This window comes from Polluticoccus soli (assembly GCF_029269745.1).
In the GTDB taxonomy this organism is placed as follows: Bacteria; Bacteroidota; Bacteroidia; order Chitinophagales; family Chitinophagaceae; genus Polluticoccus; species Polluticoccus soli.
The window spans coordinates 24331-47995 of record NZ_JARJHT010000001.1; the positions used below are offsets into that span (position 1 = coordinate 24331).

29 protein-coding genes are annotated in these 23665 nt (G+C 46.3%); 17 read left to right on the forward strand and 12 right to left on the reverse strand.

What is annotated here, in order from left to right:
* The first annotated feature begins 36 nt into the window (after nt 1–36).
* Nucleotides 37–1254 carry an MFS transporter gene (locus P2W83_RS00145; RefSeq protein ID WP_276131642.1) on the forward strand — a complete coding sequence of 406 codons (1218 nt, stop codon included), beginning with the start codon at nt 37–39 and terminating at the stop codon, nt 1252–1254.
* On the opposite strand, the gene P2W83_RS00150 is transcribed toward P2W83_RS00145, so the two are convergent.
* The gene (locus P2W83_RS00150) at nt 1229–1501 is read right to left on the reverse strand and encodes a DUF4242 domain-containing protein (protein ID WP_276131643.1); all 273 of its coding nucleotides are present in this window, start codon (nt 1499–1501) and stop codon (nt 1229–1231) included. The genes P2W83_RS00145 and P2W83_RS00150 overlap by 26 nt on opposite strands.
* Before the next feature lie 242 nt (nt 1502–1743).
* Here P2W83_RS00150 and P2W83_RS00155 point away from each other — a divergent pair, with 242 nt between their 5' ends.
* The gene (locus P2W83_RS00155) at nt 1744–2451 is read left to right on the forward strand and encodes a cupin domain-containing protein (RefSeq protein WP_276131644.1); all 708 of its coding nucleotides are present in this window, start codon (nt 1744–1746) and stop codon (nt 2449–2451) included.
* Nucleotides 2452–2461: 10 nt separating this feature from the next.
* Here the strand turns inward: P2W83_RS00155 and P2W83_RS00160 are convergent, their stop codons facing one another.
* Together P2W83_RS00160 and P2W83_RS00165 are read right to left on the reverse strand one after the other, a co-directional pair.
* A complete protein-coding gene (locus P2W83_RS00160; RefSeq protein WP_276131645.1) occupies nt 2462–3265 on the reverse strand; it encodes a carbon-nitrogen hydrolase family protein in 804 nt (267 codons plus the stop codon).
* A gap of 36 nt (nt 3266–3301) precedes the next feature.
* A complete protein-coding gene (locus P2W83_RS00165; protein WP_276131646.1) occupies nt 3302–4366 on the reverse strand; it encodes a ligand-binding sensor domain-containing protein in 1065 nt (354 codons plus the stop codon).
* A gap of 137 nt (nt 4367–4503) precedes the next feature.
* On the opposite strand from P2W83_RS00165, the gene P2W83_RS00170 reads away from it, so the two are divergent.
* The 5 genes from P2W83_RS00170 (at nt 4504) to P2W83_RS00190 (ending at nt 9289) form a co-directional block, all read left to right on the forward strand.
* On the forward strand, nt 4504–5283 hold the full coding sequence (locus tag P2W83_RS00170) for an oxygenase MpaB family protein (RefSeq protein ID WP_276131647.1): 780 nt from the start codon (nt 4504–4506) through the stop codon (nt 5281–5283).
* Nucleotides 5284–5349: 66 nt separating this feature from the next.
* The gene (locus P2W83_RS00175; protein WP_276131648.1) at nt 5350–5775 is read left to right on the forward strand and encodes a DUF1801 domain-containing protein; all 426 of its coding nucleotides are present in this window, start codon (nt 5350–5352) and stop codon (nt 5773–5775) included.
* Between the two features lie 349 nt (nt 5776–6124).
* The gene (locus tag P2W83_RS00180) at nt 6125–7366 is read left to right on the forward strand and encodes a DEAD/DEAH box helicase (protein WP_276131649.1); all 1242 of its coding nucleotides are present in this window, start codon (nt 6125–6127) and stop codon (nt 7364–7366) included.
* A gap of 17 nt (nt 7367–7383) precedes the next feature.
* A complete protein-coding gene (locus tag P2W83_RS00185) occupies nt 7384–8712 on the forward strand; it encodes a DEAD/DEAH box helicase (protein WP_276131650.1) in 1329 nt (442 codons plus the stop codon).
* 22 nt (nt 8713–8734) lie between these two features.
* Entirely contained in the window at nt 8735–9289 is a 555-nt protein-coding gene (locus P2W83_RS00190; RefSeq protein ID WP_276131651.1) for a hypothetical protein, read from the forward strand.
* Between the two features lie 7 nt (nt 9290–9296).
* On the opposite strand, the gene P2W83_RS00195 is transcribed toward P2W83_RS00190, so the two are convergent.
* Together P2W83_RS00195 and P2W83_RS00200 are read right to left on the reverse strand one after the other, a co-directional pair.
* Nucleotides 9297–9731 (reverse strand): SRPBCC family protein, encoded by a 435-nt coding sequence (locus P2W83_RS00195; RefSeq protein WP_276131652.1) that lies wholly within the window; start codon nt 9729–9731, stop codon nt 9297–9299.
* Nucleotides 9728–10072, reverse strand: a complete 345-nt coding sequence (locus P2W83_RS00200) for a hypothetical protein (protein ID WP_276131653.1) — start codon at nt 10070–10072, stop codon at nt 9728–9730. Before P2W83_RS00200 ends, P2W83_RS00195 begins: the two co-directional genes overlap by 4 nt.
* Nucleotides 10073–10379: 307 nt before the next feature.
* Between P2W83_RS00200 and P2W83_RS00205 the strand changes: the two genes are divergently transcribed.
* The 6 genes from P2W83_RS00205 (at nt 10380) to P2W83_RS00230 (ending at nt 15914) form a co-directional block, all read left to right on the forward strand.
* Nucleotides 10380–11201 carry a hypothetical protein gene (locus tag P2W83_RS00205; RefSeq protein WP_276131654.1) on the forward strand — a complete coding sequence of 274 codons (822 nt, stop codon included), beginning with the start codon at nt 10380–10382 and terminating at the stop codon, nt 11199–11201.
* Nucleotides 11202–11251: 50 nt separating this feature from the next.
* Nucleotides 11252–11515, forward strand: coding sequence for a hypothetical protein (locus tag P2W83_RS00210; RefSeq protein ID WP_276131655.1), 264 nt, complete (start codon nt 11252–11254; stop codon nt 11513–11515).
* 120 nt (nt 11516–11635) lie between these two features.
* On the forward strand, nt 11636–12238 hold the full coding sequence (locus P2W83_RS00215; protein WP_276131656.1) for a hypothetical protein: 603 nt from the start codon (nt 11636–11638) through the stop codon (nt 12236–12238).
* A gap of 165 nt (nt 12239–12403) precedes the next feature.
* The gene (locus P2W83_RS00220) at nt 12404–13861 is read left to right on the forward strand and encodes a tetratricopeptide repeat protein (protein ID WP_276131657.1); all 1458 of its coding nucleotides are present in this window, start codon (nt 12404–12406) and stop codon (nt 13859–13861) included.
* Between the two features lie 83 nt (nt 13862–13944).
* Entirely contained in the window at nt 13945–14640 is a 696-nt protein-coding gene (locus P2W83_RS00225; protein ID WP_276131658.1) for a hypothetical protein, read from the forward strand.
* A gap of 122 nt (nt 14641–14762) precedes the next feature.
* Nucleotides 14763–15914, forward strand: a complete 1152-nt coding sequence (locus tag P2W83_RS00230) for an alpha/beta fold hydrolase (RefSeq protein ID WP_276131659.1) — start codon at nt 14763–14765, stop codon at nt 15912–15914.
* Between the two features lie 60 nt (nt 15915–15974).
* Here P2W83_RS00230 and P2W83_RS00235 read toward each other — a convergent pair whose 3' ends face one another.
* Entirely contained in the window at nt 15975–16373 is a 399-nt protein-coding gene (locus P2W83_RS00235; RefSeq protein WP_276131660.1) for a DUF4890 domain-containing protein, read from the reverse strand.
* A 120-nt stretch (nt 16374–16493) separates the two neighbouring features.
* Here P2W83_RS00235 and P2W83_RS00240 point away from each other — a divergent pair, with 120 nt between their 5' ends.
* Nucleotides 16494–16676, forward strand: coding sequence for a hypothetical protein (locus tag P2W83_RS00240; RefSeq protein ID WP_276131661.1), 183 nt, complete (start codon nt 16494–16496; stop codon nt 16674–16676).
* Between the two features lie 16 nt (nt 16677–16692).
* Here P2W83_RS00240 and P2W83_RS00245 read toward each other — a convergent pair whose 3' ends face one another.
* From P2W83_RS00245 to P2W83_RS00260, 4 genes are read right to left on the reverse strand one after another with little or no spacing between them, the layout of a single operon-like run.
* Nucleotides 16693–16965: a DUF4342 domain-containing protein gene (locus tag P2W83_RS00245; protein ID WP_276131662.1), complete on the reverse strand. Its 273-nt coding sequence runs from the start codon at nt 16963–16965 to the stop codon at nt 16693–16695.
* A gap of 46 nt (nt 16966–17011) precedes the next feature.
* Nucleotides 17012–18379 (reverse strand): c-type cytochrome, encoded by a 1368-nt coding sequence (locus tag P2W83_RS00250; RefSeq protein ID WP_276131663.1) that lies wholly within the window; start codon nt 18377–18379, stop codon nt 17012–17014.
* Nucleotides 18380–18394: 15 nt separating this feature from the next.
* Nucleotides 18395–19561: a THUMP domain-containing class I SAM-dependent RNA methyltransferase gene (locus tag P2W83_RS00255; protein ID WP_276131664.1), complete on the reverse strand. Its 1167-nt coding sequence runs from the start codon at nt 19559–19561 to the stop codon at nt 18395–18397.
* 47 nt (nt 19562–19608) lie between these two features.
* Nucleotides 19609–20514 carry a diacylglycerol/lipid kinase family protein gene (locus P2W83_RS00260; protein WP_276131665.1) on the reverse strand — a complete coding sequence of 302 codons (906 nt, stop codon included), beginning with the start codon at nt 20512–20514 and terminating at the stop codon, nt 19609–19611.
* 79 nt (nt 20515–20593) lie between these two features.
* Between P2W83_RS00260 and surE the strand changes: the two genes are divergently transcribed.
* On the forward strand, nt 20594–21328 hold the full coding sequence (gene surE / locus P2W83_RS00265; protein ID WP_276131666.1) for a 5'/3'-nucleotidase SurE: 735 nt from the start codon (nt 20594–20596) through the stop codon (nt 21326–21328).
* A gap of 270 nt (nt 21329–21598) precedes the next feature.
* On the opposite strand, the gene P2W83_RS00270 is transcribed toward surE, so the two are convergent.
* Nucleotides 21599–21748 (reverse strand): hypothetical protein, encoded by a 150-nt coding sequence (locus tag P2W83_RS00270; RefSeq protein ID WP_276131667.1) that lies wholly within the window; start codon nt 21746–21748, stop codon nt 21599–21601.
* Nucleotides 21749–21830: 82 nt separating this feature from the next.
* Here P2W83_RS00270 and P2W83_RS00275 point away from each other — a divergent pair, with 82 nt between their 5' ends.
* Both P2W83_RS00275 and P2W83_RS00280 read left to right on the forward strand, forming a co-directional pair.
* Nucleotides 21831–22265 carry a hypothetical protein gene (locus tag P2W83_RS00275; RefSeq protein WP_276131668.1) on the forward strand — a complete coding sequence of 145 codons (435 nt, stop codon included), beginning with the start codon at nt 21831–21833 and terminating at the stop codon, nt 22263–22265.
* 79 nt (nt 22266–22344) lie between these two features.
* Nucleotides 22345–23244 (forward strand): phosphatase PAP2 family protein, encoded by a 900-nt coding sequence (locus P2W83_RS00280; protein ID WP_276131669.1) that lies wholly within the window; start codon nt 22345–22347, stop codon nt 23242–23244.
* Between the two features lie 66 nt (nt 23245–23310).
* On the opposite strand, the gene P2W83_RS00285 is transcribed toward P2W83_RS00280, so the two are convergent.
* Entirely contained in the window at nt 23311–23592 is a 282-nt protein-coding gene (locus P2W83_RS00285) for a hypothetical protein (RefSeq protein WP_276131670.1), read from the reverse strand.
* Nucleotides 23593–23665: the final 73 nt, after the last annotated feature.

Below are 23665 nucleotides of genomic sequence, written 5' to 3' on the forward strand. Positions count from 1 at the left end.
GTCGATGTAAATTCATTCAACAACAGAGAGTTCTGTATGAAAACTATTTTGCCGGTCATTGTTATTGCGCAGTTCTTTTGCACCTCGCTGTGGTTTGCCGGCAATGCTGTTATCACCGACATCGCCCGCGAATTGCAGGTAGGACAAGATTATCTTGCCCATATTGCCAGCGCAGTACAATTCGGGTTTATAACAGGCACACTGGTCTTTGCTGTATTCAGCATCTCCGACAGGTTCTCCCCCAGCCGCGTGTTCTTTATATGCTCGCTAATCGCTGCTGCTGTAAATACGCTGGTCACGCTTAATGGTATCAACGCCGGCCAGTTAATACTTTTTCGTTTTCTGACTGGCTTCTTCCTTGCTGGTATTTATCCGGTAGGCATGAAAATAGCTTCCGACCATTACCAACAAGGCCTTGGAAAATCGCTGGGTTTTCTTGTGGGGGCACTTGTCTTGGGTACGGCTTTCCCACACCTACTCAAGAGCATTGGCGCCGCCTTACCCTGGCAATATGTTATTTACGCTACCTCGCTACTGGCGGTCGTTGGCGGTGTTGCCCTGATGCTGCTAGTTCCCGATGGCCCGCATCGCGCACCAGCCGCAAAGTTCAAGATATCATCTTTCCTACAAGGCTTTCGCAATAACGAGATGAAGGCCGTAGCCCTGGGATATTTTGGTCACATGTGGGAGTTGTATGCCTTTTGGGTCTTCGTACCAGTCATACTCGCCGCTCATAACAGCTATCACCCCGAGTCGGCTATAAACGTTCCTCTATCATCATTCTTCATTATAGCCTCCGGCAGTATTTCGTGTGTGATGGGTGGATACTTGTCTCAATACTTTGGACCGAAAAAAGTGGCCACTGCAGCTCTATTGATATCCTGTTTATGCTGTCTTGTTTCTCCACTCATCTTATTGACGTCTTCTTCTTTGTTGCTGCTGATCTTCCTGTTTATATGGAGCATGGCCGTTATTGCTGACTCGCCTTTGTTTTCCACGCTCGTAGCAACGTCGGCGCCAGCACGTGTAAAAGGCAGCTCGCTCACCATTGTCACCTGCATGGGCTTTGCGATCACCATTGTGAGCATACAACTAGTAGGCGCACTGCGCACCCCGGAAAATGCCGGATACATTTATACGCTGCTGGCGGTAGGACCAATACTAGGACTTATAGCCCTGATAAAAAAGTCGGCTAAAACAGAACGCAAGCCTCAACCGGAAAGCTTGTCTACTCCGCCGTCACCATATCGATAATGGCAGACACCTTGGCCACAGAATCGGCGGGAAAGCCGGCTTGTGTAGCATGTTTGCGTACCATTTCTTCATTCGGGGCATTGTAAATGCAATAGATCTTATCAGCGGTAACATAGCTCTGTATCCACTGTATTTGCGGGCCAAGCTCGTTCAAAACTTTTGCGGAGGCCTGTGATACCTCTCTTAGTTTTTCAGGAGAGAAATTTCCCGCACCGGGAATAGCTCTTTCGATCACATACTTAGGCATAACATTATCGTTAAGATCATTGCCTACTCTATACAGTTTTCGGCGTCCCTGGATGATGCATTTATAAGCGCAATATTACACCAGCCACCCTGCAAAACGCCAGATCCATTCTTTAGTTTTTCGCTTTCCTTGCCACGTTAAACGAGCTCAGCTGTTACCCTTTTCCGATATGCACAGAAATAGAAGCATCGTCATCATATTAAACAAATAACAACTACCTTAGATGTCTATAATTCTTCACCATGAACATCAAAAGCTGTTTTAAGCTCCTTCCAGCTCTATTTGTGATCGTCTACTTCAGCTCCTGCAAAGAGAAAGGCAATAACGATACCGCGCATGATCATGAACACGAACACCACGGTCATGACCATCCACACAGCCACGATCCTGCTAAAGAAACCTTTTCTATAGATGGTCTGGTGGCCGAAGTAAAAACAGTTCCGGATTCTATCATCCAATACCTGCACAAGCAACACCATTCTCACAAAGTGCTTGAAAGAAGAATGGTACCGGCTGGTTACGAAACCCGCGAAATGAAATACTGGAAGGACCATGCAGTAACGCTAGACCAGCTGCCCGTAATTAATCCCGGTCCCGGCGAGTACGTGCACGTAATGGAAGGCTACAAGAACGGCTACAAAAACCTTGTGATCGGTATTACAGAAACCTTCCCCGGTGGCGCGCCGCCCATGCATACACACCAGGGTGAAGAATCGCATGTGCTGCTGGAAGGGAAAATACTTTATGCCCTTGGCGACACAATGTTTACCATAGAAGCTCCATACATCGTCAACATACCACCAATGGTACCGCATGCGTTTAAAAACATAGGCGATAAAACAGCCAACCTGGTGGTAATATTCCCTACCAACGTGTGGCAATATGATGTGCTGGACTATTTCCCTTTTTCAGATTCGAACATGAAACGGTTTGGGTTGGCAAATAAATAATAGACTGGAATTAAACCTCTGAACCCATTCCATACAACTCATTCTTCAACCTCTTAGCAAGGAAGCCGGTTGCTTTAGCGAGATCTATATCTACCACGAGCACACCAGCATTTCCATAGCGTTCGTGTGCAACGAGGCTGCCGTCGGGTGCGATCACTGCGCTGGCCGATTCGGGGTAAGTGGAGGCATAGTTGATGCTGGCAAAGTAGATGGTATTCTCGAGCGCGCGAACCATCATGGCCTTTTCATAGTAAGGATTGGCCATACTGCCCCACTCTGTCAACGTTGGTCCAGACTCGTTGCTTCCGGTAAAATGCGGATGGAACACGATGTGCGCACCGCGTTGTGCAGCCCACCTCACCGTTTCGCCATAGCGAAATCCCTCGTGGCAGATCGAGATGCCAAATCTCAACCCGTTCACCTCAAACATGGTGCGCTCGGTGCCAGCCTTCCATATATTGTCTTCTGAAGGGTCGAGCTGGTTTTTGGTTTGGTAACCGAGAACCTCGCCAGTGTTCGATATAACATGAGCCACGTTGAACACTTCATCGCCAACATACAAATCCATGGGAATGATAATGGCGATAGCATGTCGTGCAGCAATGTCTCTTACTTTTTCAAGAGCCGGCTCTAGCCTTTCTGCAGTTCGATCTTCCCGTGAATAACCCATACCAGGGTAGCCAGGCAAAAAAGATTCAGGAAAACAAATGATCTCTGCCTGCTGACTGGCTGCCTTCTTAACAAGGTCTTCCAGCGACTGCAAACCGGCTTCGAGAGAGGATGGTATTGGGGGTGATGCGAGGGCTATTTTCATAAAGGGAAGTTACGGATTCTCATGTAGTATATCGGTTTACTCAGAAAAGCTGGTGAACGTTTTGCCATCGTACCGATACAATCCTGTGTTCCGGGTACCAAACCAAATGTTACCGGCTTTATCTTCCAGCATGGTCCATACGCCGTAGTTACCCACGCTATTAGCCGCAATGTTCTTTAAAGTCGCACCATCGTAAAGCCAAACATTACCATCGCTGGAATAACCATCACTTTTTTCGCCACCGCTAAACCAAACATTACCGGCGTTATCCACCAGGGCAGCCAGTCCAATGTCGTTACCTTCCATAAATCTCGTAAAATCCTTTCCATCGTAGCGCCAAACTCCGTTGTGCCTGGTGCCTATCCACAAACCGCCCCGGCGATCTTCTACCACATAACGGATCCACCCTTCACCACCGGGTCTATACCTCGTAAGACTCTTGCCGTCATATTTGATCAAACCTTCACTGCCGGGCAACATACCCGATGCAAACCAAATATTACCGGCTTTATCCTGTATCATACAATCCACCATCTTCAGGTTGAGCCCTTCACTATTTATGATGTTTTTATCATCCAGGAAACGACTAAAAGACCTCCCGTTATAACGATACATTCCATCGCGGCTGCCGAACAGGATCGTGCCATCCTTGTACTGCATCATGCTCCAGACCTCATTCTTCTCGTATGGATTTTTCCCGGAAGCGCTACTCAGTGTTAAATCACTACTAATAGAAAGCGCGACCGGGACACGGGTTATTGTCGCCCCATCAAACCGACTGGCGCCGTTGTCCGTTCCAAACCAAATATTGCCCGATCTATCTTCTAAAACCGACCATACGGTATTACCGCTTAGGCCGTCATTCGTAGTAAACTGGGTAAAACTTTTTCCATCGTATCGGTAAACACCTTCCCCGGTAGTACCGAACCAAAGATTTCCTGCTTTATCCTGCAGGCTGCAGTGGATGTTGGCATATTTGCCTGTTCCTTGTGTTTTAACCAGTTTCGAATGGCCGGAAACTAACTGTTGCGGGTTATTATCCTGCCCATTGCAGGAAGAAACAATTACAGTTGATGCTAATAGGAGGTAAAACTGTTTCATGACCAGGTGTGATTGATCAACTAAAGTTAACACAAACACGAGCATTGCTTCGCGTTTCGGCAATTACAACAAAACTTTAGGAATATACTTTCTCTCGCGAGTAACATCTTTGGCAAGCATATTGCAATGCTGTAGCTATGGAAAGCCAAAGCACATCCTTGTTCGTTGCAAAAGACTCGATCGTCCGGAAGATCTGGGGCAATGCGGATACCATCCTGTTCATCTTTGCAGGCGCAGCAGCCGAGTTTGCGCTCAATAAGGCGGTGCACTGGCTGTACTTCACAGGCAAGCTTCCTTCCGATCCGTTGGGTCGCCTTTTCTCCACCGTTAGCTATGCAAGGAAGATCATATTCGCCCCAACTGCCGAAGCCAACAAAGCAATTGACACTATCCGCAACATACATGTCGCGGTAGAAGCAGCACGAGGCGCGGCCATTCCCGACTGGGCCTACCGCGACGTGTTGTTCATGCTCATACACTATTCTATTGCTTCTTACGAATTATTCGAACGAAAGCTAACCAACGATGAAAAGGAGGAGGTCTACAACGTTTTCTACCGCGTTGGCTTGCGGATGGGTTTGAAAGACCTGCCGCCTGATTATCTAACCTGGCTACCGGCCAGGGATGCACACCTGGAGGCAAACCTTGAGAAAAGTCCGTACACGCTCGACTTATTTAAGCAATACAAAAAACATTTGGGTGCTTTGCGGTTCAGGGTTCTCATTGAAGGACAAAAACTGGTGATACCAGACAGGGTAAAGCAGATGCTGGACTTCAGTGATTTTTCGCTGCTAACACCCGTGCTTCCAGTGTACAAGGTAACCAAACTGATGAAGATGGACTGGATGCTGAAGAACCTATTGCTGCCTTCTGAGTACAAAGAAGAGATCAGGGGACTGGACAAGTTTGGTTCGTAAGATTTTCCTCGACGGAATCTAGTCAAGCGCGGAAATTCAATACTTTCGTGAACAATCATTTCCTATATGGCTGAGAAAAAAGGAAAACTGGCAGAGATAAAAACAAAAGCTACCGCTGCCAGTGTTGAAGATTTTATCAATAATGTGCCGAATGAGCAAAAACGTGCTGACAGCTTGGTGATACTGGAAATGATGAAGAAAGCAACCGGCGAAGAACCCAAAATGTGGGGCGCCTCGATCATCGGTTTTGGCGATAAGAGATATAAAAGCCCAGCTTCAGGCAGAGAAGTTGACTGGTTCCTGATAGGTTTTGCGCCTCGCAAAGCCAACCTGTCCATCTATCTAACGATGGACATTAAAAAACAAGCAACCGCCCTTGAGAAACTGGGCAAATATAAAACCGGTGTTGGTTGCCTCTACATCAACAAGCTGGCTGATATCGATATCAAAGTGCTGAAACAGATGATTGATACAGCTCTGAAACTGAAGTAGGGCTATTGACTATTTCAGATTGCAGTATATAAAATCGGGTGAGTTAGGCGGGGGATTATCGGCTTCGCATTTATCTTTTGCTTTCGATTCACTAGATGCTTTCACTTCCTTTTCGTACTTCTGGTATATAATCCCACCTTCGCAAACGCAGGTATAGGTCTTTTTACACGCAAGCAGGCCGGTAGAAATTGCAAATAAGGTTAACAGCAAACAATACTTCATATCAATGGTTTATACTAGAACGAGTTAGTAGCAAATTTATTATTAAGCATCTGCTTCGCATGCAGTGCTAACACCCTCACCTCCCCCAAACTATAAACAGCTATCTTTGCAGGCTAGACTGCTATAGATGAAATTTGAGCAATATAATATCTCGCCCGAGATCAAACGGAGTTTGGAAGAGCTTGGCTTTAAGCGTCCCACGGACATCCAATTCAGATCCATCCCCTCTATATTAAAGAGAGACGATGTATTAGCTATTGCGCAAACAGGCACCGGTAAAACTGCTGCTTTTGCTATCCCGGTACTACACATGCTTCAGCAACGCAGCCGGGATAAAAGGCCCGGCCAGGTGACCTGCCTGGTGATGGTGCCTACACGCGAGCTGGCGATACAGATCTCCGACGTATTCAAACAGCTTGGGAAATATACCAAAGTAAGCATACTGGGACTGCACGGAGGTGTTGACCAGGAACCGCAGGTGAAGAAACTTGATAAGGGTGTAGATGTACTTATTGCCACGCCGGGCCGTATGTTCGATCTCATCCACCAGCAATTCATCGACCTCAGCCGGGTGGAGATATTGATACTGGATGAAGCCGACCATATGCTGGACCTCGGTTTCATTAAAGACATTCAACACATCATCAGGCAGCTGCCACGCAAACACCAGACCTTATTCTTCTCAGCTACCATTGATGATGAGATCAAAGACCTCGCTTATTCGGTAGTGAACAATCCCATCAGGATACAGGTATCGCCCAAAGACCCGGTTTCCAAAAACGTAGACCACGCTGTGGCCTATGTAGAGATGGACGACAAACGCTTTTTCCTGGAGCGCCTGGTAAAGGAATATCCTGAGAATAAAATACTGGTCTTCGTTCGCACTAAGGTGCGCGCAGAAAGAGTGCTGGCGGCCATGGAGCGTGTTGGCATCAAAGCATTGACCATGCACGGCGGCAAGGAACAAGAGCATCGCCTGCAGGTAATGAACGAGTTCAAGAAAGGCACCGTCAAAATGCTTATTGCCACAGATGTGAGTGCCCGTGGTATCGATATACCCAATGTTGACTATGTAGTGAATTACGATCTCCCCGATGTGCCTGAAAACTACGTACACCGCGTGGGCCGTACAGGACGTGGTGTACAGAAAGGTCACGCCATTTCGTTTTGCAGCACAGAAGAATTACCTGTGCTGAAAGAGATACAGGAGTACCTTGGAAAAGACATCCAGGAAATGAAGATCGATAAGAACGACTATAGAGAGACCATCGTCTTCTCTGAAGAAACACCAAATGACAATTGGCGTAAGCTGCTTGAAGACAATGAAAAAGCGGCGGAAAAACTTGGAAAGAAAAAGAAGAAAAAATAACTGCTATACCTGCTCATATGACTTTTGACGATCTGAATCTCAACCCTGCCCTTCGTAATGCGCTTACCGACCTGGGATATGATGTTCCCACAACTATCCAGCGCAAAGCATTCTCCGTTGTCATGTCCGGCAGGGATGTGTGTGGTATTGCTCAGACAGGTACCGGTAAAACTTTTGCTTACCTTTTGCCTTGTCTGCGTTTGCTCAAATTCTCGAAAGAGCGGGAAACACAACTACTTATTCTCGTACCAACGCGCGAACTCGTGCAGCAGGTAGTGGAGGAAGTGAAGAAGCTGACAACTTACCTAACCCTGGAAGTTGCAGGTATATATGGCGGTACAAACATCCGTCCTCAGAAGGCTATAGTTGAAGCAGGCGTTGATATAATAGTGGCAACACCCGGCAGGCTTTTAGACCTTGCATACGATGGCTCGTTAAACATGAAGACCATCAAAAAACTGGTGATAGACGAAGCCGACGAAATACTCAACCTTGGCTTCCATACACAGCTGAATAACATACTCGACCTGCTGCCTGCCAAAAGGCAGCACCTGCTTTTTTCTGCGACCATTACAGAAGAAGTAGAAACGCTGATGCGCACGTACTTCAACGATCCCGAAAAGATAGAAGCTGCCCCAACAGGCACTCCACTGGAAAACATAAGTCAACAAGGGTACAAGGTTCCGAACTTCTACACCAAGCGCAACCTGCTAAAGCACCTGCTCGACAATAATGCAGACATGAGCAAGGTGCTGGTATTTGTTGCAACCAAAAAACTGGCCGACACGCTTTTCGAAGAGCTGCAGCCGGAGTATGGTGAAACTATGGGTGTGATACACTCAAATAAAGAGCAGAACTATCGCTTCAATACCGTGAAACAATTCCAGGAAGGGACTTTCCGTTTTATCATTGCAACAGACATCGTTGCGCGCGGACTTGACATAGCTGAGGTAACACACGTTATCAACTTCGATATTCCCGATGTGCCGGAGAACTATATACACCGCATAGGCCGTACAGGACGTGCTGATAAGCGCGGTGTTGCCATTGCATTCATTACCGAAAGAGAAGATAAAGACCTTGCAGCGATACAGGCGCTCATGAAGTACGAGATCCCAATCCTGCCTTTGCCCGAAGATCTCGAGATATCAGACGTATTGACTGAGGATGAAAAACCGAAGGTCTTTATGAAAACAAACCTTATCAAACTGCCTAAGATAGACGAAGGTGGTGGGGCCTTTCACGAGAAATCGGCCAAGAATAAAAAGGTAAACAAAAAGGTGCGGCACGCGGACAAGATGAAAGAGAAGTACGGTAAACCCAAAAAGCGAGGCAAAAAGAGATAGCAAGTTTTTCTTAAATTCGGTAATGTCTCGATCAGCAGCATTAGTGGTCCCTCTTTTGTTGTTCATCTTTTTGCAAGTATGTTCTTGCAGTACTCCTGAAATAAAAACAGGCGAGGCAACTACCTATGCTGTAACAAACGACTCCTCCAAGGCTGTTTCAAAACAAAGACTGCCACTTGGCCAGGACAGAATATCGGCAGCCTATGCGCAAGCCATAGCTGAGTATATAAAAGCCGTGTACAAAAATGGCAAGGAATTACCGGATACTTTGTTCATCGGAAAACACGAGGATCTTCCGGACATTGATCTCCCTGCTATTATTCAGAATGCAAACATCGCCTTAATAACAAATGAAGAGGCACAACAAAAGCTACAATACCGCTCCTCGTTGGTTTTCTTAAACGTAATGGGCTGGATAGACGAAACCAATCCGGAATTCCTGGTTGTTACGTTTTTTGAAAACAAGCCGCAACACAATTGCAACATCTACCTGGAACGCAATATCAATACTGATCAATGGGACCTGGATAGTTTGAATTTTGAATATCCCTACGGCCGCCAGCTAAGAAACCATTAAACAGGTACTATTCCGCCGCCTCAACCTGTTTTTTGATCTTCTCCAGGGTTACGTTCCAGTAAAAGGCCAGGTGTTTGTAGATGGTTTCTGTAGGAAAGTTGCTGGCTGTAAACAAGAGCGTTGTTTGCGATCCCGAAGGCTCCAACTTAAACGCGATGCTGGTGTAGTTCCCCGGTTCATCCTTTAGCCTCGATATCGAACTCAGATGACTGTACTCCAGTGCGACTCCTGCTTCGTACTGCAATACGGTCCCTTTATTTTCAAAAGGCACTTTATAATGCTTGCCGCGAATAATAAATGAACCTCCAACGGTCCAATCGGTAACAATTTCGATAGGTGTCTCCGACATCCATTGTTGTATCAGCACCTTATCGGTAAGCGCTTTCCAGACGCTGTCAACCGGAGCATTAATTGTGATTGTTTTACTGAAAGGCCCGATCATGGGTTTTGTTTCGGCGCCTGCTGCTTGGGAAGTTTTTTAAACTTCTTATAATCTTCCGCCTCAGTAAATTGTTGTATCTGTTTTAGGATATACCCATAAGTAAGCTGCTCCTTTTTATTCGTCGCATCCACCCTAATGCTGGCTATAGCCGCCGGCTGAACAAATAAGGTCATATCAGTATTATCCAGGCCGCAATGCAGAAAATTCTGGCATTCCTTCATGACCTGCTCAGGTGTTTCGTCCTTTATTTCTTGTGCTAAAAAAGCTTTGCAGTCAAACTCTTGTTGTGCAAAGCATGCCGAAGACATGAACACAAAAAGACCTATCAGGCTGATTCTCATGACTTAAAGTTAAGAAGAAAAACTGGTGGTCTCAAGCCCTGATATTTATTTGCAAAAATGGTAATTGACATCCACCCGTTTGCAGTGTCAGCGCGACTATACCCCGTTTTTGCAGAGTTTCTTCGTTGCTATCTGTAGCTAATTTTGGCAAAAGAAATTGCTTCAGGATTCTGTTCATCTAAAATCCATTGCGTATGAAAAGCATATGCTGATCCGCATAGCCTGCACCTGGTTGATGCATGGTCATGTCAATACATGATCCGTTGGACCATCGAAATAGAATTTACACGAAATAGACCTACCATTCATGAAACAAATACTACTATACATCACATTGTGCTGCCTGTCTACAATGTTGCTTGCCCAGGCACCAAAAAAATTCAATTACCAGGGAATAGCACGCAATAATAACGGAACACCGCTCGCCAATCAGGCACTTGGCATCAGGCTCAGCATAATTAACGACAGCGCCAACGGCGCATTGCGATACCGGGAAACACACACCGTCACCACAAACGGTTATGGACTATACAATCTATCCGTAGGTGGTGGTACACCCGATAGCAATACTATGGATAGTGTAGTATGGGCCGCCGGCGACAAATGGATGCTGGTAGAAATAGACCCTGCCGGCGGCAGCAACTATATCGCCATTGGCACCTCTCAGCTATTGAGTGTCCCTTATGCCTTGTACTCAGAAAACTCGGGCAGCCAGGGCCCTCCCGGTTCTATGGGCGTAATGACAGTGGCCACCTTCAACGGACCTATCGGGTCTATCGCCAGCGGTCCGGGGTTTGCTTTTGTCGGTCCTACCACTATTCTCACTTTATCTCCCGGCTATCTGCGGATGATCGGTTCCGCAAACGCTGCATTGGGTCTCGCATCAGGCAGCCCAATCACCATCTCAACAAGTTTATGTTATCAGCAAAATGGAGGTCCAATAACAAATTTTAATACCGGAGGATACTTAGTCAGCCAGGTCAGCACTCTGCTAACCGTTGTCCCGGCATCCGCTACTGTTGTGCTTGCGCCAGGCACTTACACTGTTGGGTACTGTATAGCAAACAACAGTGGCGTGGCAGTAAACAATAACGACTTCGTAAGCGGTTGGATATTAGTAACACAATAGCAAGACATAACAACATATAATCGTTCATCATTAAAATCAAACCTTTATTTATGGCTACAGTAATTGTCAATCACAAGGTAAAAGACTACGCAACATGGAAACAAGTTTTTGACGCAGACGAAGAGAGACGCCAGGCCGCAGGCCTTAAACTCATGGCTGTGGGACAGAAATCGGGAGAGCCTAACAACGTGTACATCGTATTCAGCATGACCGATCCTTCTACCCTGCCATCCTTTATGGGCAGTGCTGAATTGCAGGAAATAATGAAAAAGGGCGGTGTTATGGGCATGCCTGAGGCTGTTGTTGTTGAGTAACGATTTATTACGTGGAGCAAAGGCGGGATTCAACCGCCTTTTGCTTTTTCAGCCGATCTGCCGCAACAAATATCATTAAATTAGCGTATATTTGTATTGAACCTAAACCCTGAAATCACCATGAGACAACCTTATTGGAAACCTCAGCATGAAGTATTCATTCACGGCATGCTCGCGCACGGAAACAAAACAAAAGCCTACAACGATGCTTACCCGGGCGTATCTCCCACCTCCGCCCGCAAGGCAGCCAACCGTTTACTTAAATATACCCACATTCGTGAGCGTATAGAGCCTGTATTTGAACGCGCGCGCAATAAAGCGATGCAACAACTCGAACTTGCTGCCGGGACACGGATAGCAAATGACCTTACTACCGTTTATGAACGCAGAATTCTGCTTGCCGGGATCATTCGCGGAGAAATCACTTTGCAACGAGCCATCAGGCTGAAGGGACGCATAGAAGTTGCAGAACAGGACATGGACCCATTTGTAGTATTGAAAGCTATAGAGCTTGACTGCAGGTTAGAAGCCGGCTATTCCTGGCCAACCCACGACGATATTATTCAACGTCAACAAGACCGGATCAACCATTATCTAAATAGCCCAAACGGTCAGGGGGTGCCGGCATGGCTACAGATTGACACAGATTGGCGGCCAAAGCTGCCACAGGCAAGCATTTCGTCTTTTTACCCGTCCGCCTTTTGTAACAAAAACAGTCCCTAAAGTGGCTGTTTGCAACAACTTTTTTGTTGAATAATTGTTGCTTAGGGATGAATAGTCAATAACACTGAACACCCGAAAGCCATTAAGTATATTTTTCATATAACTACTTGATTTTCAATTAGAATATTTTATCTTCATCCCAATCACCGATTTCACAAATAAGAGATGAAACACCTATTCCTACTCATGATGGCACTACCCCTAACCATGAGCGCAAAAAAGCAGGGGAAACCTTTTATTGATTCCCTGGTTAGCACATTGCCGGCGGTTGAAGAAGACACCAACAAGGCGCAAATGCTTAATGATATTGCCTACGCTTATCATATTGTCGCGCCTGATTCAGGTTTGGTCTATGCCCAAAAAGCTATGGCGCTTTCACATCAATTGCATTGGCAATGGGGAATTGCGATCGCTACCAACAGTCTTGCCGTAAACCACCAGGCCAAAGGCGATCAAAAAGCCGCACTGGCGGGGTACAACAAAGCTTTATCGCTTTTTACAGAACAAAACTCACCGCAAAGCATTGCCTCCACCCAGGTGAACATTGCCAATGTGTACGCCGACCAGGGCGATCGTGCAAACGCACTCTCCCACTACTTCAAAGCGCTCACCACCATAGAGCTAACTAACAACCAGCAACGCGTAGCGATGGTACTGGACAACATCGGGAGCATATACTTTGATGAGCGCGATTATCAAAAAGCACGCAAATATTACGAGACAGCGCAAACGCTTTATACAAGTGTTGGTGATACATTAAACATGGCACGTACCACGGCTAATCTCGGCCTGGTACTGAGCGCTTCCGGAAATAACGAGGCTGCGCTTAGACATTTGTTTCCTGCGCTCGAAACGCATAAAAAGCTGGGCAACGCTAAATCGGCCATAAGTGTGTTGACCGCTATTGGTGAAACCTATGACAACCTTGGTGAGTACCAAAACGCCTTGCTCTACAAAAACGAGGCACTAAGCCTGAGTAGAGAGATCGGAGGCGAAATCCAGTTAGCTGTGTGCACGGGAAACATCGGCGCAAGCCTGTTCAAAAGCGGAATGGCAAAGACTGGCCCGGAAAAAAACATGGACCTGAAAAAGGCTACCGATTACCTGGCAACCGGCGCGAATATGTGCCGCACCATAGGACACCCTGCAGCTTTTATAGAATTCAGTATTCAACTCGCCAAAGCCTATGCGTCGATCGGGCAATACAAAAAAGCCTTTGAGGTCACAGCTGAATACCTGACGGTGAAAGACTCGGTTTTTGCTGCAGGTAATAAAGTCGAAATAGCGCAACTGGAAGCTAATAAGGAACTGGCAATAAAAAACAAGGATCTGCAGATGAAAAACGACGAGGTTCTCCTCACCGAACTTCACGTAGCAGAAAAACGCAGCGACCAGCTGATGTATACTGTCAGCATATTGCTAATTATACTGGGTTCAGGAATGGCCTTCCTGATGTTCAACCAGTACAGAAAGAATGAGCCCATACGCGGTGAAGAAAGCCTGCCTAATATTTTAGCTACAGAACGTTCTAAATACGACCAGCATACTCAGCACAAAGCAGCCAGCAAACACAAAAGTTTGTTGACGGAAATAGAAGATACCGAACCACAATCTCACAAATAAAAAGCGGTATAACAGCCCGTTTTTGGGCACGAGTTTTAAAATACGCTGCAGAACTTATATTTTTCGGCCAACAACAACACACTATGAAGAAACTATTCATCCTTATTACACTGTTGGCAGCCGCCAGCACGACTCAAGCCCAACGTTACAGGGGCTTCAACGAGCACCCTAAATTCCGCATTGGCCTCCAAGGCGGCTGGAGTTACAGGCTTGCCAAAGTAAGCGACCAGGTTCCGCCCGGTTTCAGGACTTATGTGGAGAAGCTAAAACCGGGTTATAACTATGGGGCGGACGGTTCATTCTTTTTTAGCCGCGCGCTTGGCGTTGGCATCAGGTATTCCGGTTATCGCACCAGCAATTCAATGGATATTGAAATGCTGGATACTGCAACCTACAACCTCATCCAGGGAAAAATGAGCGATGACATAACCGTAAGTTATGTAGGCCCTACTTTTAACCTTAGGTATATCTCAGAAAGTGAGATCTTCCATTTTGTCAGCACCTTTTCTTTAGGCTATCTATCTTATACAGATAAGACATTACAGATCACGCCACTCAAACTTCAAAGTGCTACTGTTGGTGTGGTGGTTGGTGCGGCTGCCGATTTTGCCGTTCATGAAAATATTTTCCTGGGTGCTGAAGTATCGCTGCTGACAGGCAACCTGACCTATTATGATGTAGAAATTAACGGTACCAGCCAGCACGAAGAACTTCCAGAGAATCAATACGAAAGCCTTTCGCGTATTGATGTTTCTGCCGGTGTACGGTTCAATTTTTAGCATGCATTGACCAGCTAGCCACCAAACATTAACAAAGCGAAAAGCCAATGGATATCAAGAGTTAGGAAATTGGCACAAGTTTATTTCCGCCATCACAAAAGCAAAGACCGATGCCGTTTGCGATGTTGTGGTTTTTACTGTTTGATTTTCTGTCGCTTGGATTACTAGCGGTCGATGGTTACCTGGGTTATGAAGCGTACATACACCGCTATGCGGCTAACCAGCTGTACCCGCTGACTTGTTTATACTGGGCCGCCGGAATTGCTGCGTTTTTGTTGTTTGGCAGATATCCTATTGCTCTGCTTCTTAGCCGATGGGGAAGAAACGGGCGCAAACCCAATCTCTGGCGCACCCGCACCCGCGACTATATAAGGCGGCCCGACGGAACTAAAATATGCGTGTACTATTATGGTCCCGAAGATGCCCAGCCCATCATATTCGTACACGGATGGAATTCTGACCACAGGGAATGGTTCTACCAAAGGAAGTTCTTTGAAAAACAATACAGGCTCATCTTTGTAGACCTGCTCGGGCAGGGACGATCTTCACGCCCCGTCGATAAGGATTATTCCCTGACAAGAATGGTCAACGACCTGGATGCAGTCATTAAACACGCCGGCGCGCACAAGGCAATCCTTTGGGGCCACGGCGTGGGCGGAATGATCCTGCAAACCTACTGCGGCAAATTTATGAGTGCCCACCCTATTGAAGTGAAAGCCGTGATCCTGCAGCATACCACTTACATAAATCCCGTGCGCACCTCACCACTAAAAAGAATTATGACCTTGCTCAGAAGACCAGTGTTAACTCCTATATGCTACATGGTCATCATCTTGTCTCCGCTCTTTTGGACCTTGCGATGGCTGAGTTTCCTGAATGGAACACACCATTTGGCCATGCGCTTCCTGGCTTTTACAGGCAGGCAAACCTGGAGGCAGCTGAATATGATCTCTTTCCTGTCGGCAAAAACAGCCCCCACAGTAATTTCGCGAGGGATGCTGGCCATGTTCAGCTGGGGTGTTGAAGACTGGCTGTACAGGATCAAGGTACCAACGTTAGTGATCGCGGGCAAGAGGGACCGCCTCACTAAAGCAGCAGCCAGTGTTCATATAAGCGAGCAGGTCCCCAATGCTACATTAGTCACGCTCCACAGTGGCCACATGGGACAGATGGAGCGGCATGACGACGCCAACAAAGCTGCGCTGGAATTTATAGAGGCCCTGAATACGGGCAACTCGCTGACTAAACAATCAACTGCCCAACCCAATGGCTAAAATGCAAAACGGGAATGCTCAGCATCCCCGTTGCATAGAAACAAAACACTACTCACTTTCTTAACCCTGTCTCAATCCTTTATCCCCCTGCCGCTCCTTCATCTTATTCATGCGTTCAGCCTTTATGGTTTCGTATTTCTTTAACTGGTCAGCCGACAGGATAGCTTTCAACCGGGCATCCTTTTGTTCATGCATCGCTTTGAACTTCTCCCTATTCATTTCGGCGCCCTCAGCCCTTGCCGCCTTCATCTCTTTAGCCGATTGCAGGTTCAGTTCATACACCGCCTTTTTCTGCGCGTCTGTAAGCTGCAGGTCTTGCTGCATCCTTTCAGTCTGTTTTTCAGCCCTTTGTTCCGGGGTCATATTCCTGTGCGCGCCTTTACGGTCGTGTACTTCCTGCGCATTTGATACTGCCTGCACACCGAGAAACAGTGCCAGCGCCAACATAAGTCTCTTCATGGATATTCAATTTATTATAAGACAGGTAGGGAGAAGGGAAGTTTAACCCCGGCAGCTTAAAATAGTGTTAATGCCGAGGCTGGCACCAGTTTTTTGCTCTTGTTAGAAAACGTCAAAAGCATGAGACCTTTCCTCTCAACAGCGTCCGGGAAAATGGTATTTGCCGGCATCCTTGTGGTACTCACTGGTGCCCTCGCTAAGGCAGCCGGCTGTCCATATGATAATGCAATACTTATTGTTGGAATAATATTAGCTGTAATTGGCGGCATTATGCAGGCGACATCCCACAGCCTAACTGATTAATCCTGTCTTAACCGAGCTATGAAGCATCGGTTGTTGTATTGGGTTGTTGCAAGTCCTCACGTTCTACAGCAACGGTGCACTCCCCCACCAATGCTGCTACTGCACCTACAGCCGCAATTATAGGTGCCAACAATGCACCAATAACCCCAACGGTCAGTGGAAAGCTCATGAATTCTTTGCCGTGCTTGTCTTTTATGGTAACCCTACGTACGTTACCTTGATCTATCAGTTCCTTCACCTTTTTCACAAGGTTCTCACCGCTGATATGATATGATTCATGGGTGGCCATAGCAGTTTTTTATAAGGGTTCTACAAAAAACAAGCCGCGGATTCGCTTATAATGTTTTCAGATATTCTATCACAGCTTTGCGCTCCTCATCAGTAAGGTGATCTCCGAAATAGTGTCCCGCATTATTGTAGCCTTTTAGCGTCGTGTTATAAGTCACTTTAGCAATGGGTGTTTCATGTTTTGTGTACTTCCAACCGACTGCACTATAATCATATACCGGATTGTTGAAGTCGCGAGTCCAGTACTTGGGTCGTAGTTTACTGTTGAGCAATGCTTCGATAGTTGGCACTGATCCATTGTGCAGGTAAGGCGCTGTTATCCACACCCCGTCAAGCGGTGGCGCTATATAACCGTTGAAAGGCACTATATACGGAGCGTTCTCTCCCTGCGAGAACCAGCTCTTGCTGAACCACTGAATGAACGGCACGTTCAGCTGAACGCCATCTGCCAGTGTAGGATCGGTCTGAATGATTGATGCAGGTATCAGTAAGTTAGGATACTGGTCCTCTGGGCCATAACTGCCATGACATTTACTGCAGTTCTCACTAAAGACAGCCCGGCCCTCATCCGCAAGGTGTTTATTGACTTCCTGTGGATATACGGGCGGACGCAATGATCTAATGAATGCCAGCACATCACCAAAATGATTACTCACTTCCCTGGCTTCTGATGAATCTGAAACCGTAAGCAGGTTACTAAGCATGAGGTACTTGGCAAAATCTCCCCGGGCAAAGCCATTGTAAAACATCGCATTCTTCTTCTTCATGAGCCACCAGGCAGGCACATCAGTCGGTATCACCTCTTCAGGAACATCGAGCAAAGCCTTATCACTCCACTCTAACGTCTGCGGATCACGGTGCGATACAAGAATGATAGCTAGCTTATCGGCAGCATTCACGCCACGCACCTCTGTTTCCATCAGCGGGAAGGTTGTGGTAAAAGACGTGAAAAAAGGCTTAGCTGCACTATACTGTTTAGGCGCAACAGCCTTCATTAATTTCAGTCGTTTGCTGAAATCTACCAGTTTGGTATTACTAAAGTCGAGTGAATTATTACCCAGCCCAATTACCAGCTTACCTTCAAACGTATGGGAATGACACTGCATACATGTAGGTATGACCATGTCGACGCCGTTATGTGTTACAACATTGTATCCGTGACCAACGGTTGCGTTCATGCCTGTGCGATTCAGCAGATTCGTCTCATTTTTGCCGTTGACATAGGTATAGAACTTATACGGCACCCCACTTTTCAAAAAGTCGCCAGTAGTAAGGTATTGATACCCCTTTGCAGAGTCGCCGGGACGCTGCGTAGATGCTGCGACCGAAACTGGCACAACATCCTCGCCTTCACCGTTGCCAAAAACAATAGCTACAGAGCAAAGCACAAGTGATATTACCAGTATTCGTTTCACGTCTTTACAAAGATACTAAGCATCTGTACGCCGGGTACCTGCATACAGCTCATATTCCAATAAACGGCAATCGATGGTACTTGTATAAAACTCAATGCGACGGCTTGCTTTCAGACCGATCTTTTTTGCCAGTTCGAGGTTGCCGGTAAAGATGTAACCGTGATATCCCTTGCACTTCTGTTTCATAAAATCGCCGATACGGGCGTATGTCTCTTCCAATTCCTGAACATCTCCCAGGCGTTCTCCATATTCGGGATTGAGATACACGACACCACCGCCCTCGGGTACTGGCGTCTCGGCAAAATCACAAACCGAGAATTCTATAAGGTCGGCCACGCCTGCTGCCAGTGCATTTTTTCGTGCGTTTGTTATGGCCATATCGCTGTAGTCTGTAGCAATGATGCGAACGTCAGCGTCTTCCTTTATTTTTCTTTCTAATGCTCCCCGCTCTTCTAAATATACGTTTTCGTCGTACCCCTGGAGGTGCATGAAAGCATAATTGGTTCGAAAAACACCTGGTCGCGTGTCAGTCGCTATTAACGCGGCCTCAATAGCCACAGTGCCAGATCCGCACATAGGGTTGACAAAAGGCGATTTCCGATCCCACTTGGTCGCCATTATTGTGGCAGCTGCAAGTGCCTCCAGCATTGGCGCCCTACCGGGTATCTTTCGGTAGCCATGCCTGGCGAGTGAATCTCCAGACGTATCTACAAAGACCTCTGCATGTTCGTTTTTCCAGAAGAGGTGTACCACCGCGCCTACAAGCTCTGCGCCAGTTGAGGGTCGTTTCCCCGTTTTGGTACGCAGTCTGTCAACAATTGCATCCTTTACACGCAAGTTGGCAAACATGCTGTTGTTAATAGTATCATTCAGCACATTACTCGTTACAGAAAAATAACCTTCGGGGTGTAAAATGGTTTCCCAGGGAAAGCCCGATAATCCTTGATAAATATCGTCGGCATTGTATGCCTGAAATTGTTTCAAACTGTACAACACCTGGCTTGCACAGCGCAGATTGAGGTTCAGCTTTATACAGTCATTGATACTAGCCTTGATGCGCACTCCGGTGACAAACGTATCTTCTATCTCAAACCCTAATTCTTTCACCTCTGCTTCAAGATAAGGTGCAAGACGTTTATGGCAGGTAATTGTAACGGGCGCGGCAGTAGTATATAAAGACATAATTGAGGCAAAGGTAACCTGATGCCGTCGAACTATTTCACCATGAGCTAAAACTCGTTGTCGGGAACAAGGAATTCAAGAACATTTTTCTGAACTGCAACCTCCACTTTGACCGGGGCATCGGCTTTCAGAATTTCATCGTCGGCATGGAGGTGCAACCCATCCCATTTTATTTTTATATCACTAGCTTTAAGGGCACTGAAACTAAAAGCGGTCTCATCATCAGCCAGCTTATCTTCTATATAACGTACCAGTTTTTCCCGCTGATTTTCGGGGATGATGATCACTTCAAATTCGCCGTCGGATGGATCTCCCATGGGGTTCAAATCGAGATTGGGACCAATCGACCTGATATTCATTACTTCAACCAACAAAAATTCTCCCGAATGGTCTACGCCGTCGAGCTCGAGCTTGCAGGGTCGCGCCTTATATGTTTTTGCAAGTTCCAGCAACACATCTAGAGCGTTGATAATATTTTCTTCTGATGTGTGCTCCTCCTTGTCCTTTCTTTTCTTCATTTCTTTCATGAGATTCGGGAATAGCCCGAATCCAAAACCCTCAATAAAGAAGATGTCCTCTGGAAGGCCCTGGACTTTACCGACATCTATTTTTTGAATGTTTTCTTCTGACCATGAAGCGACGGTAGCCTCATCTGCTTCAAACCCAAAGGTTCTACCGATATTATTTGCAGTTCCCAGGGGCAACACGGCAATTGGATAGTTCCGATCAATGACCTTGCGATCTAAGAGTTCGGTAGCTACCTTTCTTACTGTCCCATCTCCACCTGCAACCACCAGGAAATCTACTTCCGGTTCTATTTCTTTCCAGCCTTTTTCTTTGGTCGAAGAGTACAAACATTTGTAACCATGGTTTTCTATCAACGATACTAACGTCTCCTTCGAATATTCACCGTCTCCCGCATTAGGGTTATGCAACAGTTTAGCAACCTTCATACATACAATCTTACGTATTGCCTCTTCACTAAAAATGTACCAGCTTTCAGGCTGGCATGATACTGTTGCACATTCGCGCATGAGGATCCTTATAACAAATGATGACGGAATATACAGTCCGGGCATAATGGCGTTGGCCAAAGTGGCAACAAAATTCGGCGAGGTACGCGTAGTTGCCCCCGATGTAGAGCAATCATCAATGGGGCATGCTGTTACCCATTCCCGTCCCATTTCACTAAAAAAATCCCCCATTACTTTTGAAGGAATTGAAGCCTACCGGGTTAATGGCACTCCAGCCGATTGCGTGGCGTTGGGCACACACCTTTCGAAGACTGACGTGGTGCTTTCCGGTATCAATATGGGACCAAATCTTGGCAATTCGATGTGGCACTCAGGCACACTGGCTGCCGCAAAACAAGCGGTTTTGCTCGGCATTAAAGGGATCGCGCTAAGTACGCCTGTAGGCAAAGACGAGCCTGATTTCGACGCGCTCGCCCCTTTTGTAGAAAAAACGCTGGCATTATTACTCGAGGAAAATGAATTAGCACTATATAATGTCAACTTCCCCCCACGGCCGATCGGCATGAAATGGACACGTCAATCGGTGCGGCTATACGATGGTAAAATTGTCCCCGGCGTGGATCCTATGGGGCGGAAGCATTACTGGTTTACCGTAACGCCGCTCGAATCAGCCGAAGAAGATACCGACAGGTGGGCTGTGGAGAATAATTTTGTGTCAGTTACACCTTTACGGCTAGATCTCACCAGCGAAGCTGGTTTGAAACACGCAAAAGAACACCATCCACTGGACTAAGATGAACAAATAATAAAACAAAAAAAGGACAGCATTTGTGTTGTCCTTTTTTATGATTGCTAATTATTTGTTTCAGAAATTTTTACAATCCTTTGTTCATCTGCAGTTCATTCTATTTCTGATCCATTCTTCACAACCTTGCGACTAATGAGTTTAAAACACCGTGCCAATAATCATAAATAAAATTGGCAACGATTTACCTTAGTAGAAAGATACACAATTACGACCTTCCACAGCTAGGTCGTAATACATTGAAAATAGCGAGTGGCATTAATCGCCAAAGCCTTTTCCCATATCTGCTGGTAATGAGTCTTTTTTTTCTGCAAAGAATCTTTGAAAGATCCATTGTGCCAGTCTTTGTCCCATAGCAACCATTGCCAGGAACAACACAAAAACGATGATGATCAATGCTGTTTGCATAAAGGTGGGGTTTTACTTAAAGTTACGAATCATGCAGCACCATTGAAGCGGGTTTAAATTATATTTACCCAAAAGTTTGCCAATGCGTTTCTTCTTTCTTTTGATAGGTTGCTTATTCATTTTATCGTCGAACACTTGTAAAAAGACAACTCGCGAACAAGCCGCCGGCGCCGATAGCCTTTCGCTGCACCGTAGTGGTGGGTTCGCTGGATTTTCAGACTATTATATGATCTATCCCGACAAGGTTTTGAAGGATAACACCCCTCACGACCAGGAGCATATTTATGACTATCCCGAGACATCAAAGATCGCTGCAGGTCGGGCGTTGTTGAAAAACATACCTGACGTCATGTGGGCGCACAACAATGGAGATTATGGCACGACTGTAGCTGACGGTATTGACTACTCAATAACAGCCTATGTAAAAGGTGAAGAGTATTCCTGGATAATACGTCACGATCCTCCCGAACAAATCCAGCAATATGCGCAACGGATAAACGAGTTCTTTTCGAAATAGGGATTCAATAAAGGAAAGCCATCCTACAGCCGTTGGCATGGAAATATAGATCAGCTGATTAAGAATATCTTAAACAGCTATGATGAAGAAATTTGCGGCAGGCGTGCTTTTAATGCTAGGCCCCACGCTGATACGCGCACAAGAAACCCTTGTAGGAGGAGAAGTTCTTGCACTAAACAATGCAAAATCAGCATTTTACCTGCAACAGAAAGATCGACCTCCCGCAATGCCCGGTGGTATTTACAAAATCAACAAAGCGGTCGATATTCCCATAACCGCAGTTGGGGCTGCCTGGTCGCTCTATGCATTTTCTAAAATATACAGCAAAGACCCGACGCCACTCGAAGAGATCAAAGCGCTTGATAAAAATGATATCAACGTTTTTGATCGTTGGGCGGCCGGCCATCATGACCCGGCCGCCGATAGAGCCAGCAATTACTTATTCTATGGATCGATCCCCGTACCGTTTGCTCTCATGGCCGACAGGGAGATAAGAAAAGACGCGCTCAAAATTAGTTTTCTATACCTCGAAGCAATGGCAATAACAGGGCTTGTCTATACCGGTGGCACTTACTTCTTTGACAGGTTTAGGCCCGAGACGTACAGCGCTGAGATATCGGACGAAGACAAAACAAACGGCAATTTGCGCAACGCATTCCCAGCGGGTCACGTGGCCTTAGTTGCTACAGCGACATTTTACACCGCCAAGGTATATTCCGACTACCATCCAGGTTCCGATTTGAAATATGTGCTCTATGGTGGCGCTGCAGCTGCCACAGCAACAACGATTTACCTCAGACATAAAGCAGGTAAACACTTCCCTACCGATCTATTGTTCGGAACGGCACTAGGTACGCTCTCCGGAATCCTGGTGCCTCACCTGCATAAAAATAAGGTAACCGGCAATGAAGCTTACAGAATATCACCTTTCATCGGTGACAAAACATACGGTCTCACATTCAATTATAACATTAGGTAGTGATTCAACCAACATAAATGAAAATAGCCCGGTGCTTCCGGGCTATTTTCATTTTATTTAGACGCCTCATTTGTCCACCTTATCGTGGCCATGTGTTTTTACAACTTTGTCATATAAACCCATGATCAGGAATGGTGCAGCCCATTGACCAATAAATAACGCCAGGTGGTCGCGCTTCATAAGTTTCGCAACCAAAGCCACGCCCATTGCGCCTAATGAACTCCACAGAAAAATATCTGAAGGCAGTTTTGCTGTTTGCTCCTCAATTGCTCGTGCTACCGGACCTTCGCGATGCTCTGTGTTTGATGCTACTTTACTTGCCATTTGCCCCATTGTCTTTGTTGCCATAATTTGATTTTTTAAGAAATTAATACTCGCGATTATGAATGAAGGCTTCTCTCCATTGCACAGCGGAAGGCGT

Coding starts and splice junctions, on each gene's coding strand:
- P2W83_RS00190 (WP_276131651.1), top strand. CDS start 8,735: ATGTCTCGATCAGCAGCATTAGTGGTCCCTCTTTTGTTGTTCATCTTT.
- P2W83_RS00275 (WP_276131668.1), top strand. CDS start 21,831: ATGCGTTTCTTCTTTCTTTTGATAGGTTGCTTATTCATTTTATCGTCG.
- P2W83_RS00175 (WP_276131648.1), top strand. CDS start 5,350: ATGGCTGAGAAAAAAGGAAAACTGGCAGAGATAAAAACAAAAGCTACC.
- P2W83_RS00160 (WP_276131645.1), bottom strand. CDS start 3,265: ATGAAAATAGCCCTCGCATCACCCCCAATACCATCCTCTCTCGAAGCC.
- P2W83_RS00270 (WP_276131667.1), bottom strand. CDS start 21,748: ATGCAAACAGCATTGATCATCATCGTTTTTGTGTTGTTCCTGGCAATG.
- surE (WP_276131666.1), top strand. CDS start 20,594: ATGAGGATCCTTATAACAAATGATGACGGAATATACAGTCCGGGCATA.
- P2W83_RS00225 (WP_276131658.1), top strand. CDS start 13,945: ATGAAGAAACTATTCATCCTTATTACACTGTTGGCAGCCGCCAGCACG.
- P2W83_RS00170 (WP_276131647.1), top strand. CDS start 4,504: ATGGAAAGCCAAAGCACATCCTTGTTCGTTGCAAAAGACTCGATCGTC.
- P2W83_RS00240 (WP_276131661.1), top strand. CDS start 16,494: ATGAGACCTTTCCTCTCAACAGCGTCCGGGAAAATGGTATTTGCCGGC.
- P2W83_RS00245 (WP_276131662.1), bottom strand. CDS start 16,965: ATGGCCACCCATGAATCATATCATATCAGCGGTGAGAACCTTGTGAAA.
- P2W83_RS00185 (WP_276131650.1), top strand. CDS start 7,384: ATGACTTTTGACGATCTGAATCTCAACCCTGCCCTTCGTAATGCGCTT.
- P2W83_RS00285 (WP_276131670.1), bottom strand. CDS start 23,592: ATGGCAACAAAGACAATGGGGCAAATGGCAAGTAAAGTAGCATCAAAC.
- P2W83_RS00220 (WP_276131657.1), top strand. CDS start 12,404: ATGAAACACCTATTCCTACTCATGATGGCACTACCCCTAACCATGAGC.
- P2W83_RS00155 (WP_276131644.1), top strand. CDS start 1,744: ATGAACATCAAAAGCTGTTTTAAGCTCCTTCCAGCTCTATTTGTGATC.
- P2W83_RS00235 (WP_276131660.1), bottom strand. CDS start 16,373: ATGAAGAGACTTATGTTGGCGCTGGCACTGTTTCTCGGTGTGCAGGCA.
- P2W83_RS00255 (WP_276131664.1), bottom strand. CDS start 19,561: ATGTCTTTATATACTACTGCCGCGCCCGTTACAATTACCTGCCATAAA.
- P2W83_RS00165 (WP_276131646.1), bottom strand. CDS start 4,366: ATGAAACAGTTTTACCTCCTATTAGCATCAACTGTAATTGTTTCTTCC.
- P2W83_RS00215 (WP_276131656.1), top strand. CDS start 11,636: ATGAGACAACCTTATTGGAAACCTCAGCATGAAGTATTCATTCACGGC.
- P2W83_RS00230 (WP_276131659.1), top strand. CDS start 14,763: ATGTTGTGGTTTTTACTGTTTGATTTTCTGTCGCTTGGATTACTAGCG.
- P2W83_RS00210 (WP_276131655.1), top strand. CDS start 11,252: ATGGCTACAGTAATTGTCAATCACAAGGTAAAAGACTACGCAACATGG.
- P2W83_RS00200 (WP_276131653.1), bottom strand. CDS start 10,072: ATGAGAATCAGCCTGATAGGTCTTTTTGTGTTCATGTCTTCGGCATGC.
- P2W83_RS00260 (WP_276131665.1), bottom strand. CDS start 20,514: ATGAAGGTTGCTAAACTGTTGCATAACCCTAATGCGGGAGACGGTGAA.
- P2W83_RS00145 (WP_276131642.1), top strand. CDS start 37: ATGAAAACTATTTTGCCGGTCATTGTTATTGCGCAGTTCTTTTGCACC.
- P2W83_RS00280 (WP_276131669.1), top strand. CDS start 22,345: ATGATGAAGAAATTTGCGGCAGGCGTGCTTTTAATGCTAGGCCCCACG.
- P2W83_RS00150 (WP_276131643.1), bottom strand. CDS start 1,501: ATGCCTAAGTATGTGATCGAAAGAGCTATTCCCGGTGCGGGAAATTTC.
- P2W83_RS00180 (WP_276131649.1), top strand. CDS start 6,125: ATGAAATTTGAGCAATATAATATCTCGCCCGAGATCAAACGGAGTTTG.
- P2W83_RS00195 (WP_276131652.1), bottom strand. CDS start 9,731: ATGATCGGGCCTTTCAGTAAAACAATCACAATTAATGCTCCGGTTGAC.
- P2W83_RS00205 (WP_276131654.1), top strand. CDS start 10,380: ATGAAACAAATACTACTATACATCACATTGTGCTGCCTGTCTACAATG.